Annotated in this window: 8 protein-coding genes; 5 read left to right on the top strand and 3 right to left on the bottom strand. The window is 64.7% G+C overall.

What is annotated here, in order from left to right; genetic code table 11:
* The first annotated feature begins 43 nt into the window (after window positions 1-43).
* The 3 genes from ABV408_RS08455 to ABV408_RS08445 are packed head-to-tail and all read left to right on the top strand — an operon-like array spanning window position 44 to window position 4,232.
* Entirely contained in the window at window positions 44-826 is a 783-nt protein-coding gene (locus ABV408_RS08455) for an efflux RND transporter periplasmic adaptor subunit (RefSeq protein ID WP_353981961.1), read from the top strand.
* Window positions 823-2,139 carry an HlyD family efflux transporter periplasmic adaptor subunit gene (locus ABV408_RS08450; RefSeq protein ID WP_353981960.1) on the top strand — a complete coding sequence of 439 codons (1,317 nt, stop codon included), beginning with the start codon at window positions 823-825 and terminating at the stop codon, window positions 2,137-2,139. Before ABV408_RS08455 ends, ABV408_RS08450 begins: the two co-directional genes overlap by 4 nt.
* A complete protein-coding gene (locus ABV408_RS08445; protein WP_353981959.1) occupies window positions 2,139-4,232 on the top strand; it encodes a biotin/lipoyl-binding protein in 2,094 nt (697 codons plus the stop codon). The genes ABV408_RS08450 and ABV408_RS08445 overlap by 1 nt, the downstream gene beginning before the upstream one ends.
* 7 nt (window positions 4,233-4,239) lie before the next feature.
* On the opposite strand, the gene ABV408_RS08440 is transcribed toward ABV408_RS08445, so the two are convergent.
* The gene (locus tag ABV408_RS08440) at window positions 4,240-4,731 is read right to left on the bottom strand and encodes a GNAT family N-acetyltransferase (protein WP_353981958.1); all 492 of its coding nucleotides are present in this window, start codon (window positions 4,729-4,731) and stop codon (window positions 4,240-4,242) included.
* A gap of 69 nt (window positions 4,732-4,800) precedes the next feature.
* Between ABV408_RS08440 and ABV408_RS08435 the strand changes: the two genes are divergently transcribed.
* Entirely contained in the window at window positions 4,801-5,103 is a 303-nt protein-coding gene (locus ABV408_RS08435; RefSeq protein ID WP_353981957.1) for a DUF6916 family protein, read from the top strand.
* Window positions 5,104-5,122: 19 nt separating this feature from the next.
* Here the strand turns inward: ABV408_RS08435 and ABV408_RS08430 are convergent, their stop codons facing one another.
* Window positions 5,123-5,692: a tail fiber protein gene (locus tag ABV408_RS08430; RefSeq protein ID WP_353981956.1), complete on the bottom strand. Its 570-nt coding sequence runs from the start codon at window positions 5,690-5,692 to the stop codon at window positions 5,123-5,125.
* A 19-nt stretch (window positions 5,693-5,711) separates the two neighbouring features.
* Entirely contained in the window at window positions 5,712-6,305 is a 594-nt protein-coding gene (locus tag ABV408_RS08425) for a tail fiber protein (protein ID WP_353981955.1), read from the bottom strand.
* A 282-nt stretch (window positions 6,306-6,587) separates the two neighbouring features.
* On the opposite strand from ABV408_RS08425, the gene ABV408_RS08420 reads away from it, so the two are divergent.
* Window positions 6,588-15,659: an Ig-like domain-containing protein gene (locus tag ABV408_RS08420; protein WP_353981954.1), complete on the top strand. Its 9,072-nt coding sequence runs from the start codon at window positions 6,588-6,590 to the stop codon at window positions 15,657-15,659.
* Window positions 15,660-15,677 lie beyond the last annotated feature (18 nt).

The raw sequence follows: 15,677 nt of genomic DNA, 5'->3' as shown, positions 1-15,677 counted from the left end.
GCCCTGCCATAGACTACGCATCTACCAGGCAAGGATGTGTGACATGCTGCTTCGCTCTGCCCGCTGGATGACTCTCGGTCTTGCCGCGCTCTTCTTGAGCCCCGCACTCTGGGCCGAGGATTCGCTGCTTGCCCCCATCGACGCCCCATCCAGCAGTGACGGCGAGCGCCAGGTACGCGGCGTGTTGCGCGCCCATAACCATGCGGTGATCAGCAGCGAACTGGCCGGGCGTATCGTCGAGATGCCCTACAGCGATGGCCAGAGTTTCGCCAAGGGTGATCTGCTCGCGCGCTTCGACTGCAGCGCCTATCAGGCCCAGCTCAATGCCGCGCAGGCCGCCGCGCGCGCCACCCGTGAAGAGCTGAGTCACAACAAGCAACTGGCCGCCCTCAACTCGGTCGGCCGCTTCGAGGTGGCGCTGGCCGAGGCCCGGCAGGCCCAAGCCCAGGCCGAAACCCAGGTGTATCAGGTGCAGGTCAAGCGCTGCCGCGTCACTGCGCCCTTCTCCGGCAACGTGGTGCTGCGCCGCGCCCAGCCCCACGAGAGCGTCGCCAGCGGCACGCCGCTGCTGGAGGTGGTGGATAACACCACCCTGGAAATCTACCTGCTGGTGCCCTCCAGTTGGCTCAGCCGTCTGCAGCCGGGGCAGACCTTCGACTTCATCCCCGACGAGACCGGCAAACCGCTGAAGGCAAGTGTCAAACGCCTGGGCGCGCGTATCGATGAAGGCAGCCAGACCCTCCTGCTGATCGGCAGCCTGCCCGAGGATGTCAAGGGCCTGCTGGCCGGCATGAGCGGCACGGCGCGCTTTCAGGCGGTGCCGTGAGCGCCACCTCTGCCAAGCCCGAGACTCTCTTCGCACGGTTTCTGGGCCTTGAACAGCAGGCGCGCAAGGCGACCTCTACCGAACAGCTGGCCTTTGCCATGGTCAATGACGGCCAGGCGCTGTTCGGCTTTCGTCACGCCGCGCTGCTGATCGCCGGCAAGGTGCGGGCGCTGACAGGTGTCAGCGTGGTGGAACCACACGCCCCCTTCGTCGCCTTCGTCGAGCGCGCGGCCGGGGCCCTGCGCAAGCAGAACCGGCTGGACGAGAGCCACAACGTCGACCCCGCGCAGCTGGACGAGCAGACGCGCCTGGACATGCACAGCCTGTCCGCCCCCCACGCCTACTGGCTAGCGCTGAAGAATCGCAGCGGCGAAACCTTCGGCGGCCTGTGGCTGGCGCGCGAGCAGCCCTTCAACGACGCCGAGCAAGCCCTGCTGACCCAGCTGGCCGACGCCTACGCCCACGCCTGGCTGGCCCTGCAGCCGCGCAGGCCATGGCGCCTGCGCTGGCCGCGCAAGAAGCTGCTAGCCGTGGTGGCGGCACTCTGCCTGCTACTGCTGATCCCGGTACGCCAGTCGGTCCTGGCCCCCGCCGAAGTGGTGCCGCTGGGGGGCCGCGTGGTGTCGGCGCCGCTCGATGGCGTGATCGCCGAATTCCTGGTCAAACCCAATCAGCAGGTGGCCGCCGGTGACGTCCTGGTGCGCTTCGATGCCACCAGCCTCAAGGCGCAGGCCGATGTCGCCGAACGCACACTGGACGTGGCCGAGGCCGAACTCAAGGCCAGCAGCCAGCGGGCCTTCGTCGATGCCGAGTCCAGCGCTCGCCTGGATCTGCTCGCCGCGCGCGTCGAGCAGAAGCGCGCCGAGCGAGACTATGCCCGGCAGTTGCTGGCGCGCAGCGAGGTACGCGCCGAGCGTGCGGGCATCGCGGTGTTCGCCGATGCCGAGCGCCTGACCGGCAAACCGGTGCAGACCGGCGAGCGGCTGATGCAGATTGCCGATCCCAATCAGGCCGAACTACGTATCGAGCTGCCGGTGGGTGACGCCATCGCCCTGCAGCCCGGCGCCGAAGTTGCCCTGTTTCTCGACAGCGATCCACTGCACCGTCATACCGCCCGTCTGGAGCGCGCCGCCTACGAGGCGCAAAGCACCGCCGCCGGCCAGTTGGCCTATCGCCTCGATGCCGCCTTCATCGCAGCATCGCCACGTATCGGCCTGCGCGGCACCGCCAAGCTGTTTGGTGACCGCGCGCCGTTGGCCTACTACCTGCTGCGCCGGCCTTTGGCTGCCGCACGCCAGAGCCTGGGCCTGTGATGCTGCCCGCGCTGCGCCCCGACCTGCAGCTCTCGTCCGCCGCCCCGGGCCTCGATGGCGCGCCGCAGTGGACGCTGGCCGACCCGCTGCGCGGGCGCTACTTCAAGCTCGGCGCCGCTGCCGTGCGTCTGCTGCGTCACTGGACGCTGGGCGAGCCCGAACGCGTGCTGGCGGCGGCCAACGGCGAGCCGGGCCTGCCTCTGGGCCAGGCCGAACTGGAAGAGATGCTGAGCTTTCTCAGCCAGCACGATCTGGTGACCGCCCTGGACGACAGACAGCGCGCCAGCTACGCCATGAAAGCCGCCGCCCGGCGCCAGAGCCCATGGAAGCGAGTGCTGCATCAATACCTGTTCTTCCGCATCCCGCTGTGGCGCCCGGACCCCTTTCTCAATCGCGCCTGGCCGGTGCTGGAGCGTCACGGCGCCTGGCTGCTGCGCTGGGGGCTGCCGCTGGTCTTGGTGCTCGGTCTATTCCTGGTGATCCGCGACTGGCAGCGTTTTCTCACCACCTTCCCCCATCTGTTCAGCCTGGGCGGCGCGTTGGCCTTCGGCGTGGCGCTGACCTTCGCCAAACTGTGTCACGAGTTCGGCCATGCCTTCATGGCCAAACGTGCCGGCTGCCGGGTGCAGAGCATGGGCCTGGCGTTCATGGTGCTGCTGCCGATGTTCTACACCGATGTCAGCGACGCCTGGCGGGTGCGAGAGCGCCGCTCCAGGCTGCTGATCGGCGCCGGCGGCGTGCTCGCCGAGCTGCTGCTGGCGGTGCTGGCGCTGCTGGCCTGGTCGCTGCTGCCGGATGGCCCGGCGCGAACCGCGGCCTTCATGCTGGCCAGCGCCACCTGGATTACTACCCTGGTGATCAACCTCAACCCCTTCATGCGCTTCGATGGCTATTTCCTGATCAGCGACCTGTGGGGCGTGGACAACCTGCAGCAGCGCGCCTTCGCCCTGTGTCGCTGGCGCCTGCGTGAAGCGCTGTTCGGTTATGACGAACCGGCGCCCGAACCCTGGTCGCCGGCCATGCGCAAACGCCTGCTGATCTGGGGCTATGGCGCGTGGGTCTGGCGCGCGATCCTGTTCCTCGGCATCGCCCTGGCGGTCTATCACCTGTTCTTCAAGTTACTGGGCATCTTCCTGATGCTGGTGGAACTGCTCTGGTTCATCGGCCTGCCGATCTGGCGTGAACTGGGCGAATGGTGGCAACGCCGCGAGCAGGCCGACCCACGCAAGGCTCTGCTCACCGGCCTGGGACTGGGCGCAATACTGCTGGTGCTGGTCGTGCCCTGGCGCAGCTCGGTGGAGATACCGGCCCTGCTCGAAGCCTCCCGCACCCACGCCCTGCACGCTCCGGTGGCCGCGCGCCTGAAAGCGGTGCACGTACAAGATGGGCAGAGCGTGGCGGCCGGCGACCTGATCATGGAACTGGACTCCCCCGACCTGGACTCGCGTCAAGCCATCGTCCGCCGGGAGATAGAGATCCTGCAGCTGCAGCTACGTCGTCTGTCGGCGCGCAGCGAGACGGCGGCCGATGCAGGCGTTCTCGAACAGCGCCTGGCCGAGGCCGTGGCCGAATACCGTGGCCACGCCGCGCAACGTGAGCGCCTGCAACTGCGGGCGCCACAGGCCGGCATGGTGCGTGACCTGCAACGCGACCTGAGACCGGGCCGCTGGCTGCATCCTGCCGAGCCGCTGGCGCGCATCGTCGCCCCCGGGCTGCGTCTGCGTGGCTACCTGGCAGAAGAGAACCTCTGGCGGGTCGAGGCCGGCAGCAAAGGCCGCTTCATCGCCGATGACCCGATGCGCCCTGCCATCCCGGTACGCCTGGACGACGTGGATGCCACCGGCGCCGCTTACCTGGAACAGGAGGCGCTCAGCTCGGACCACGGCGGCCCTATCGCCGTGCGCCGCGACGCCCAGCAGCGCGCCGAGCCCGTACAGGCGCAGTATGGCGTACGCCTGTCGCTACTCGATGACGACATCCATCCCGATCATCCCCTGCGCGGCGTGGTGCTGCTCGAGGGTGAAAGCCAATCGCTGCTGGGCGCGGCCTGGCGGCGGATCGCGGCGCTCGGTGTGCGTGAAAGCGGCTTTTGAGGCGAAATCAGCCTAGGCGCTGCGGCTCGCGGCGCATCTGTAGCTGAACCTCATCCTGCGCGCCGGATTGCACGTGAAACCCCAAGCGCAAGTAAAGGCGCAGCGCGGGATTGTGGCGCATCACCGCCAGCTCGAGCGCCTTGCCCTGCAGGTCGGCCTGGCCGATCAGCTCTTTCAGCAATCGCTCGCCCAGCCCCTGCCCGCGGTGCTGGGCTTCAAGGCCAATATCCAACAGGCGAATGGATGTCGCCCCCGCGTGCCAGGTGAGCGCGCCGACCGGCTCAGCGTCGATCAGCACGATCTCGGTAAGTGCCCTCGGATAATGGCTGGTCAAGACCCGGCGCTGCAGTTGCCACTGTTGCTCCAATAGTTCAGGGCAAGTGGCCTGCAAGTCCGGAGATAACCCTCGCAACTGAGCGAAGAGCTGACGCAGCCAGGGGGTATCGGTCTCATTGGCAATACGGCGCCGGAAGTTCGCGATCGTCTTTATCTCGGCCATGGGCTGATATACTTTGTTGTCACGGCTAAGGCCTCTATCCCACCATGTAATACATAAAAGAGTGACTGCATGCTCATCGACACTCAAGGCCTGACAGCCCAGGCATTCAATGCGGAAATCGGCCAGGTGTTCACAGCAGAAACCGTGCCCGAACCGGTGCAACTGACACTTCACAGACTGATAGAAGGCACGGGCACGAATGGTGGCCATCGCCAACCTTTCGCGCTGATATTCACCACCCCCATGAGCGTCATGCTGCTGGAGGCCCAGTACCGTCTCAAGAGCGCCAGCGGTCAGGAATACCTGCTCTACCTGAGCCCGATCGTCTCTCCCGGCGACGGCCTGCGCCACTATCAGGCCCAGTTCAACTAGGCCTGATAGTGGCGAGCGATCACGACCTAGGAGGATAGATTCCCTCGATACAGATGCACTGCGTCAAGCCCAATACCGGCTGCCGGATGTCCACGGGCTGGTTTTGACCACTGACAGCCAGTTGCGCACCCACTTGCAGTTGCGCAGGCAGCTCTACCGTGCCTGACGCCGGGGCGTAGATCTGCACTGTTACCGGCTCGCGACCAGAAGCCCCCACGCTCTCCGCGAGCGTGGCGGCCCCCCAGACTTGGCTAGCATCGGCTGGCATCGCTGTTGCCTGCCACGTAACGTCCGCATGAGCCGCCCCGGCGTGCTTGTGAACAGGCAGAACATAAGGTTGCAGCGTGACTCTCTCCGTCCCGCCCATAGAGCCATCCCGATATTGACCTCCGCCCATGGCCACTCGACCGTTGAGGTTGGGCAAACCAAAGGTGGTGCGGCCCTCCCCGCCATAGGTCGTGCCCAACAGCGAATACAGCGCGGTGTACTGGGCGATCGACAAGAGCTGCCCGTTACAGATCATCCAGCCGCGCGGCGCGAAGTTGCCGGCAAAGGGGGCGATAACCCCCATATAGCTGTCGATATCCATTGCAATACTCCTCGAGCCATCAGCCGCGTGGGGGGAAGATCCCTTGGAGGCAGATGATGTAGTTGATGACGGTAAAGGGCTGGAGAATGGAAAATGACCCACTGCCGCCAGCGTTATCCACGGTCACGCTGGCCGTCGCGCTCAGGGGCAAAATGACGGAGCTACTAGTAGAGGCCGGCGCGTAGATCTTCACATCGACGGACTCTCGACCCAAGGCGCCGTTGGCACTGGCCAACACGGTGTCGGCTGTCGGCGTGGCCGTCGTGGCCGGCTCATCGCTGGCCGGCAGGTGAGCCGTGGCCGTGACCGTTGCCCTATGGCTATGAGCGGGCATCTGCTGCTCGGTCAGGGTTACGGTTTCCTGGCCTGCCCTCTGACCGAGTTTATACGCCGAACCGCCTGGCAACTGCCCCTCCCCGATGGGTACACGGCCTTGCAGGTCGGGCAGGGCGAAGTTGGTCTGACCATCTCCCCCATAGATCGTGCCGATGATGGAAAAGAGTGCCTGATACTGATTGATGGGCAGTAACTGCCCCTGGCAAAAGGCCCAGTTGCGCGGCGCGAAGTAGGGTGCCCAACCACTGATCGCACCGATGTAGGACTGATCGCTCATGACTATTCCCTTGATTTTTTAGCCACATGGCCACGGAGTCATCCACACCGCCCCCATCCTGCTTGCGGTTCATTGTCATTAATGACTCATCATGTCTATTAGTGCGAGCGAATATTTATTTCGTCTGCCATCTCCCATTCTTCGATATGAACCCAGTAGACTGCGTTTACTGGCCGTTAAATCCAACGACGTGCTGTTACTTTGGCATACCCGTTCACTACTCCACGCGCGGCCCGGCGCCCGAAGAGTGCGGGCACGCTGAATCCGAGTGAGGAGTGTCTAGTGTTACGGAAACTGCTGAAAGTCTCGACGAGCGCCAAGACCCATACCGGCCCGTCGCATGCCCCCCTGGCCATCAGCCTCGAAGCGCGCATGATGTTCGATGGCGCCGTGGCCGCTACCGTCGCCGATACGGCTGACAGCCAGCCCGCCGACACCCCGGATGCGGCAAGCACCAGTGACGCCTCGCATGACACACTGGCCGCAGCGCCGGAGAGTGCCACATCCGACCAGCGTCAGGATCTGGTGTTCATCGATGGCCAGGTGGCCGACAAGGAACAACTGATCGCTTCGCTACGCCCCGGAGTCGAGGTGGTGGTACTCGACGGCAGTGGCGATGGCCTGCAACAGATCACCGAGTACCTGCAAGGCCGGCAGGATATCGATGCCATTCATATTCTCAGCCATGGCGACGAAGGCTTGCTGAAACTGGGCACGACCACGCTGGACAGCCAGAACGTCGCCAGCCACTCGGCCGAGCTGGCCGCAATCGGCGCGAGCCTCAGCAGCGACGGTGACATTCTGCTCTATGGCTGCGACATCGGCCGCAGCGACAGCGGCGCCGCCCTGGTGGAACAGCTGGCAACGCTGACCCGGGCGGACATAGCGGCCTCCTCCGACCGGACCGGTGCGTCCGCCATGGGCGGGGACTGGGAGCTGGAGCGGCAGAGTGGCGAGATCGCCGCTCATGACGTGCTGGACATGGCGCAACTGGCGCACTACGACAATCTGCTGGCGCTGCCCTCGGCCAACCAGTCGTTCGGCGATACTTACTGGAACAACAATACCGGCGGCAACACCGTCGACGGTTTCACCATCACCGAATCGACCGGAGCGGAGCGGGCCAGCTCGCCAAACTCCATCTATTTCAATACCAGCACGCAGAAGGATGGCGCCAACAACTATTACTACGAGTTGACCTGGACCGCGGACGATGTCGACCTGGGTACATTCGACCTCGACGGCATGGTCATCGAGAGCTTCGGCGGCAACTACCGGCTCGATTTCAGCGCCACCTCGGGCGGCATCGCTGTCAATGACTCATTTACCTACAGCGGTGCCCAGGGGCCGCTGACCGTCGACCTGGACCCCTCCAAGTACAATGACATCTCGTCCTTCACCCTGCGCGTGACCAACACCAACGGCGCCTCATCGCTAGCCAACATGGATCTGCAGCAACTGAACCTGGTCGACCTGAAAAGCGGCAACAACGCGCCGGTGATCGGCAACCTGAACGGCGACAGCGTCGCCTGGAACGGCGTCGGCAATACCGTGCGCCTCGACCTGGGCAGCAACGCCAGCCTGACCGACAGCGAGCTGGGCGCACTGAACGGTGGTAACGGCAACTGGTCCGGCGCCAGCCTGGTGATCCAGCGCAGCGGCACGGCAGTGAGCAGCGATATCCTGGGCTTCGACACCACCAGCGCTGGGGCTCTGTTCAGCGTCAGCGGCAGCAACCTGCAGGCGAACGGGCAGACCTTCGCCACCTTCACCAATAGCAATGGCGTGCTGACCATCAACTTCACCAGCAGCGCCACCAACGCCACCACCACGCTGATCAACGACGTGGCACAGCGCATCACCTACCGCAGCGATACCCCTGCTGGTGATGCCAGCATTCGCTTCACCCTCAATGACGACGCTGGGGCCAGCACCAGCGCCACGACCACGGTCACCAGCGATTTCGTCTACGTGACCAACAACACCGACACGGCCACCATCAACGTCAGCAATGGTGTGAGCTTCAGCGAGGCCGTGGCTATCGCAGCCGCTGACAATACCGGCAGCCAGACCCTTGTCTTCGATGCCTCCCTGGCCGGCCAGACGCTCAACCTCAATGCCGTGTCGCTCAACGAGAACCTGACCTTCGATCTCGACGCGGCGAGCGGCCTGACGCTAACCGGCGGCACCGTCACCCTGGCCGGGGGCACCACCCAGACCTTCAGCAACGGTTCGGGTGATAGCGCGTCCATCGTCAGCGTGGTCGCCGGCAGCGGCGCATTGACCAAGGCCGGGGCCGGCAATCTGACCCTCTCCGGCAGTGGCAACAGCTTCTCTGGCGCCACCACCCTCTCCGCCGGCACGCTCACTGTCGCCGGAGGTAGTGCCCTTTCCGACAGCAGCAGCGTGTCGATCGCCGCAGGCGCCACCCTGGCGCTATCGAGCAGCGAAACCACCGGCAACCTGTCCGGTGCGGGTGCGATCAACCTGGGCAGCAGTACCCTGACGACGACCCAGACCGCAGACACCACCTTCTCCGGCGATATCAGTGGCAGCGGCGGTCTGTCTACCAACCAGACAAGCTCGGCCAGCCATGCACTGACCCTCTCCGGCAACAACAGCTATACCGGCAGCACCACGCTGCTCAATTACGGCTGGCTGAAGCTCGATGGCGACGCCTCGGTGTCCAGCGGCAGTGCGGTGCGGGTCAACGGCAACAGCGTGCTGACCCTGCTCTCGGATCAGACCATCGGCAGCCTGGCGAGCAACAACGCCAACGCCAGCATTCAACTGGGCAGCCACACCCTGACCTCCGGCGGCGACAATACCAACACCTCGGTTCTTGGGGTGATTTCCGGCAGCGGCTCGCTGGTCAAGCAGGGCAGCGGCACCCTGACCCTGGGCGGCAGCAACAGCTACAGCGGCACCACCACCGTCTCCGCCGGCACGCTGTCGATCGCGGGTGACGGCAACCTGGGCACGGGCGGCCTGACCCTGGCTGGCAGCACACTCGCCATCACCGGCGCCACGACCATCGACAATGCCATCGCCCTCACCGGCAACAGCACCATCGACAACGGCGACGCCGCTACTCTCAGTGGCGCCATCAGCGGCGCTTACGACCTGACGAAAAGCGGCGCAGGTAACCTGACGCTTTCTGGCAGCAACAGCTACGCCGCCACCTATCTCAATGCCGGCACCCTGAGCGTAAGCAGCGACGGCAACCTAGGCGCAGGCGCAGTCAACCTGGCCGCGGGCACCACGCTCGCGCTTACTGGCGCGGCCACCATCGACAATGCCATCGTCCTCGGCGGCAACGCCACGGTCACGGCAGCAGCCGATGCTACCCTGTCCGGCGCGGTCAGCGGTGCCTATACCCTGAACAAGGCGGGCGCCTCGACCCTGACCCTGTCCGGCAGCAACAGCTACGGTGAGACCACCGTCAGCGCCGGCACCCTGAGCGTCGCCAGCGATGCCAATCTGGGCAGCGACACGCTGACTCTGGCAGCTGGCAGCACCCTGGCCGTCACTGGTGCTACCACCATCGACAACGCCATTGCCCTGGACGGTAACGCCACGGTCAATACTGGCGCAGACACCACACTCTCCGGCGTGATCAGCGGCAGCAACAACCTGACCAAAACCGGCGCCGCAACGCTGACCCTGAGCGGGAGCAACAGCTACAACGGCAGCACCAACGTCAATGCCGGCACCTTGAGCGTCGCCGGTGACGGCAACCTCGGCGCTGGCGGCCTCAACCTGGCCAACGGCACCACCCTGCAGATCACCGGCAACACCACCATCGACAATGCCCTGGCCTTGACCGGCGTGGCCACCCTCAATGCCGGCGCCACCGCGACGCTCTCCGGGGTGATCAGCGGTAGCGGCGGCCTGACCAAGACGGGCAGCGGCAGCCTGACGCTCTCGGCCAGCAATACCAACACCGGCAGCACCACCGTTTCCGCCGGTACTCTGCGGGTCGACGGCAGCACCAATAGCGCCACCACCGTGGCCAATGGCGCCACCCTGGCCGGTGGCGGCACCCTGGGTGGCAACGTCAGCGTGCAGAACGGCGGCACCCTCTCCCCAGGCAACGGCGCTGCCGGCACCCTGAGCGTGAATGGCAACCTGACCCTGGATGCAGGCAGCACCCTGGCACTGGATATCAATGGCACCAGTGCGGGCACCGGCTATGATCAGGTCGTGGTCAATGGTAACGTCGACGTTTCCGGCGCGACCCTGGCGGTCAACCATGGTTATGCGGCCGGCAATGGCGAGAACTACACGGTCATCCTCAATGATGCCGCCGATGCCATCACCGGCAACTTCAGCGGCCTCAGCGAGGGCAGCACATTCAACGCAGCCGGCAATGGCACCCAGTTGACCACCAGCTATGCGGGCGGCACCGGCAATGACCTGACCCTGACCGCCCCCACCACACCGACGATCACCAGCGTCTCGTCCAGCGCGGCCAACGGCACCTACAAGATCGGCGACACCATCGTCGTCACCGTCCAGTTCAGCAGCGCCGTGAACGTCAGCGGCAGCCCGACCCTGGCCCTGGAAACCGGTACCACTGATCGCGTACTCAGCTATCTCTCCGGCTCGGGCAGCGACACCCTGAGTTTCAGCTACACCGTACAGGCCGGTGACAGCTCCGCCGACCTCGACTACGCCTCCACGTCGGCCCTGAGCCTCAACGGCGGCAGCATTCAGGACGGCACCAGCCAGGCCGCCCTCCTGATCCTGCCGATGCCTGGGGCCGCCGGCTCCCTCGGCGCCAACAAGGCCCTGGTGGTAGACGGCGTGCGCCCGGCTGCCAGCAGCATCACCCTCAGCGATACGGCCCTGCGCATCGGCGAGAGCGCCACCGTCACCGTGGCCTTCAACGAAGCCGTACAGGGCCTGGACATCGCCGACTTCAGCGTGGCTAATGGCAGCCTCAGCGGCCTCAGCAGCAGCGATGGCGGCCTGACCTGGACGGCCACCTTCACGCCAGATGCCAGCATCAGCGATGCCAGCAACCTGATCACCCTGAACAACGCCGGCGTGACGGATCTGGCCGGCAACTTTGGCAGCGGCAGCACCAACTCGAACAACTACGCCATCGACACCCTGCGCCCGACCGCGGCCATCCAGTTGAGCGACACCGCGCTGGCTGCCGGTGAGACGGCGACCGTGACCATCACCTTCAGCGAGGCGGTGACCGGCCTGACCACGGGTGACTTCAGCGTGGCCAACGGCGCCTTGAGTGGCCTCGGCTCCAGCGATGGCGGCGTCACCTGGACCGCCACCCTGACGCCCAGCGCCACCGTTACCGACGCCAGCAATCTGATCACCCTGGACAACACCGGCTATACCGATGCCGTCGGCAACACCGGCACAGGCAGCACCGACTCCAACAACTATGCCATCGACACCCAGCGCCCGAGCGCCAGCATCGTAGTTGCCGATACCACCTTGAAAGCAGGCCAGAGCACCACGGTCACCGTTACCTTCAGTGAGGCCGTGACCGGCCTGACCACGGATGACTTCAGCGTGGCCAACGGCGCACTCGGCAATCTCAGCTCAAGCGACGGCGGCATCACCTGGACCGCGACCCTGACGCCGAACGCCAACGTCACCGACTCGACCAACCTGATCAGCCTTAACAACACCGGCTACACCGATGCCGCCGGCAATACTGGCACCGGCACCACCGACTCCAACAACTACGCCATCGACACGCAACGGCCGACGGCCACCATCGTGGTCAACGACACCGCCCTGTCCATCGGTGAAACCACCGCTGTGACCATCACCTTCAACGAAGCGGTGAGCGGGCTGAGCCTGGCCGACTTCAGCGTGACCAACGGTGCCCTGAGCAATCTGAGCACCTCGGACAACATCACCTACACGGCAATTCTGACGCCCAATGGCAACATTGCCGACACCAGCAATGTCATTACCCTGAACAACACCGGGGTACAGGATGCTGTGGGCAACCTTGGCAGCGGTAGCACCGATTCGAACAACTACGCCATCGACACTCTACGCCCAACCGCGACCATCCAGTTGAGCGACACCGCGCTGGCTGCCGGTGAGACGGCGACAGTGACCATCACCTTCAGTGAAGCGGTCACCGGGCTGACCACGGGTGACTTCAGCGTGGCCAACGGTGCGCTCAGCAATCTGTCCACCTCGGACAACATCACCTACACCGCTACCCTGACGCCCAGTGCCAATGTCACCGACGCCAGCAACCTGATCACCCTGGACAACACCGGCTATACCGATGCCGTCGGCAACACCGGCACCGGCAGCACTGATTCGGGCAACTATGCCATCGACACCCAACGCCCGAGCGCCAGCATTGTGGTTGCCGATACCACCTTGAAAGCAGGCCAGACCACCACGGTCACCGTTACCTTCAGCGAGGCCGTGACCGGCCTGACCACGGATGACTTCAGCGTGGCCAACGGCGCACTCGGCAACCTAAGCTCCGGCGATGGCGGCGTCACCTGGACCGCCACTCTGACGCCCAGCGCCAACTTCACCGATGCCAGCAACCTGATCACCCTGGACAACACCGGCTACACCGATGCCGCCGGCAATATCGGCACCGGCACCACCGACTCCAACAACTATGTCATCGATAGCCAACGGCCGACGGCTACCATCGTGGTGACTGATACCGCCCTGGCCATCGGTGAAACCACCGCTGTGACCATCACCTTCAATGAAGCGGTGAGCGGGCTGAGCCTAGCCGACTTCAGCGTGACCAACGGTGCCCTGAGTAATCTGAGCACCTCGGACAACATCACCTACACGGCAATTCTGACGCCCAATGGCAACATTGCCGACAGCAGCAATGTCATTACCCTGAACAACACCGGGGTACAGGATGCTGCGGGCAACCTCGGCAGCGGCAGCACCAACTCGAACAACTACGCCATCGACACCCTGCGCCCGACCGCGGCCATCCAGTTGAGCAACACCGCGCTGGCCGCCGGTGAGACGGCGACCGTGACCATCACCTTCAGCGAGGCGGTGACCGGCCTGACCACGGGTGACTTCAGCGTGGCCAACGGCGCCTTGAGCGGCCTCGGCTCCAGCGATGGCGGCATTACCTGGACTGCCACCCTGACGCCCAGCGCCACCGTTACCGACGCCAGCAATCTGATCACCCTGGACAATACCGGCTACGCCGATGCCGTTGGCAACACCGGCACCGGCAGCACCGACTCCAACAACTATGCCATCGACACCCAGCGCCCGAGTGCCAGCATTGTGGTTGCCGATACCACTTTGAAAGCAGGCCAGACCACCACGGTCACCGTTACCTTCAGCGAGGCCGTGACCGGCCTGACCACGGATGACTTCAGCGTGGCCAACGGCGCACTCGGCAACCTAAGCTCCGGCGATGGCGGCGTCACCTGGACCGCCACTCTGACGCCCAGCGCCAACGTCACCGATGCCAGCAACCTGATCACCCTGGACAACACCGGCTACACCGATGCCGCCGGCAATATCGGCACCGGCACCACCGACTCCAACAACTATGTCATCGATAGCCAACGGCCGACGGCCACCATCGTGGTGACCGATACCGCCCTGTCCATCGGTGAAACCACCGCTGTGACCATCACCTTCAACGAAGCGGTGAGCGGGCTGAGCCTGGCCGACTTCAGCGTGACCAACGGTGCCCTGAGCAATCTGAGCACCTCGGACAACATCACCTACACGGCAATTCTGACGCCCAATGGCAACATTGCCGACACCAGCAATGTCATTACCCTGAACAACACCGGGGTACAGGATGCTGCGGGCAACCTCGGCAGCGGCAGCACCAACTCGAACAACTACGCCATCGACACCCTGCGCCCGACCGCGGCCATCCAGTTGAGCGACACCGCGCTGGCCGCCGGTGAGACGGCGACCGTGACCATCACCTTCAGCGAGGCGGTGACCGGCCTGACCACGGGTGACTTCAGCGTGGCCAACGGCGCCTTGAGTGGCCTCGGCTCCAGCGATGGCGGCGTCACCTGGACCGCCACCCTGACGCCCAGCGCCACCGTTACCGACGCCAGCAATCTGATCACCCTGAACAATCCAGGCGTGCAGGACGCAGCCGGTAATACCGGTATTGGCGGCACCCTATCGGGCAACTATGCCGTCGATACCGTGATTCCGACTATCGCCAGTGTCGACGTGCCAGCCGGCGTCCAGTACAACGCGGGCGATACCCTGACATTCGTGGTCAACGCCAACGAAGCCGTTGTGGTCAGTGGCACGCCAAGGCTGGCATTGGATATCGGCGGCAGCACGGTCTTCGCCGACTACGTGGCAGGCTCTGGCACCACTACGCTGGTCTTCCAGTACAGCCTGCAACCCGGTCTCAACGATGCGGACGGCATCACCGTATCGGGCCTGCAGACAAATGATGGCAGCGTGCGCGATGCGGCCGGCAATGCCATGAACCTGACCCTGAACAATGTCGGAGAGACTTCCGGCGTGCGCATCGATACCACCGTGCCTAGCGCGACCATCGTGCTGGATACCACCGCCAGCGCCGACGGCAACGTGCGCTATACGCTGACCTTCAGCGAGGACGTGAGCGGTGTCGATCTGTCGGACTTCACGCTGATCAGCACGGGCAGCGCCCAGGGTAATCTGACCAGCCTGGTGCAGATCGATGCGCGCACCTACCAGATCACTATTGGCAATGTCGTCGGCAGCGGCAGCCTGGCACTGGCACTCAACGACATCGCTACCGGCATCAACGACGCCGCCGGCAATGCGCTGCCGGGTGGCCTGGTCGGCCAGCCCTACACCCAGTCCCAGATTCAGGGGGATCCGGAGTTCCGCATTAATCCGTCGATCCCGCTGACGCAGCCTGGCGTAGGCGCGACAGTCGAGCCGATACAGACATCGGCGGCGCCCTCTCTGTTTACCTCGCCCCTACGCCCCACCCCGCTATTCGAGGTGCCCAACCTGGGCAGCGGCATACCGCCCGTGGGCAATATCTTCATGCGCAATGGCGCCCTGGCCCCCAGTTATATCGCCCAGGTCTTCGCCAGCAGCGCTGCGAATCTGAGTATCGGCGCAGCGACTGAAGCGAGCGCCATCGGCGGTAGCGAGAACACCTTCGGCAGCAGCAGTTTCTCGGCGCTGTTCGATGGCATCTCCCCGCCTGCACTGGGCGACATTCAACTCCGCCCGGACTCAGCCATCGGTGATACAGGCCAGCGTGCGCTTCAGGGCGCCCCCACCCTGGCTCAGCAGTTGCAGGAGATACGTGAAGACGAGTGGCGCCAGGTCAGCAGGCTGACCCTGGCATTCGAGCAGATGGCCGAGCCGACATCCAAGGTCTAGCAAAAGGCCGAACAATAA

The sequence above is a fragment of the Salinicola endophyticus genome, assembly GCF_040536835.1.
GTDB lineage: Bacteria > Pseudomonadota > Gammaproteobacteria > Pseudomonadales > Halomonadaceae > Salinicola > Salinicola endophyticus_A.
The sequence above is the reverse complement of the archived record's forward strand: the minus strand, read 5'-3'. Positions and strand labels throughout refer to the sequence as shown.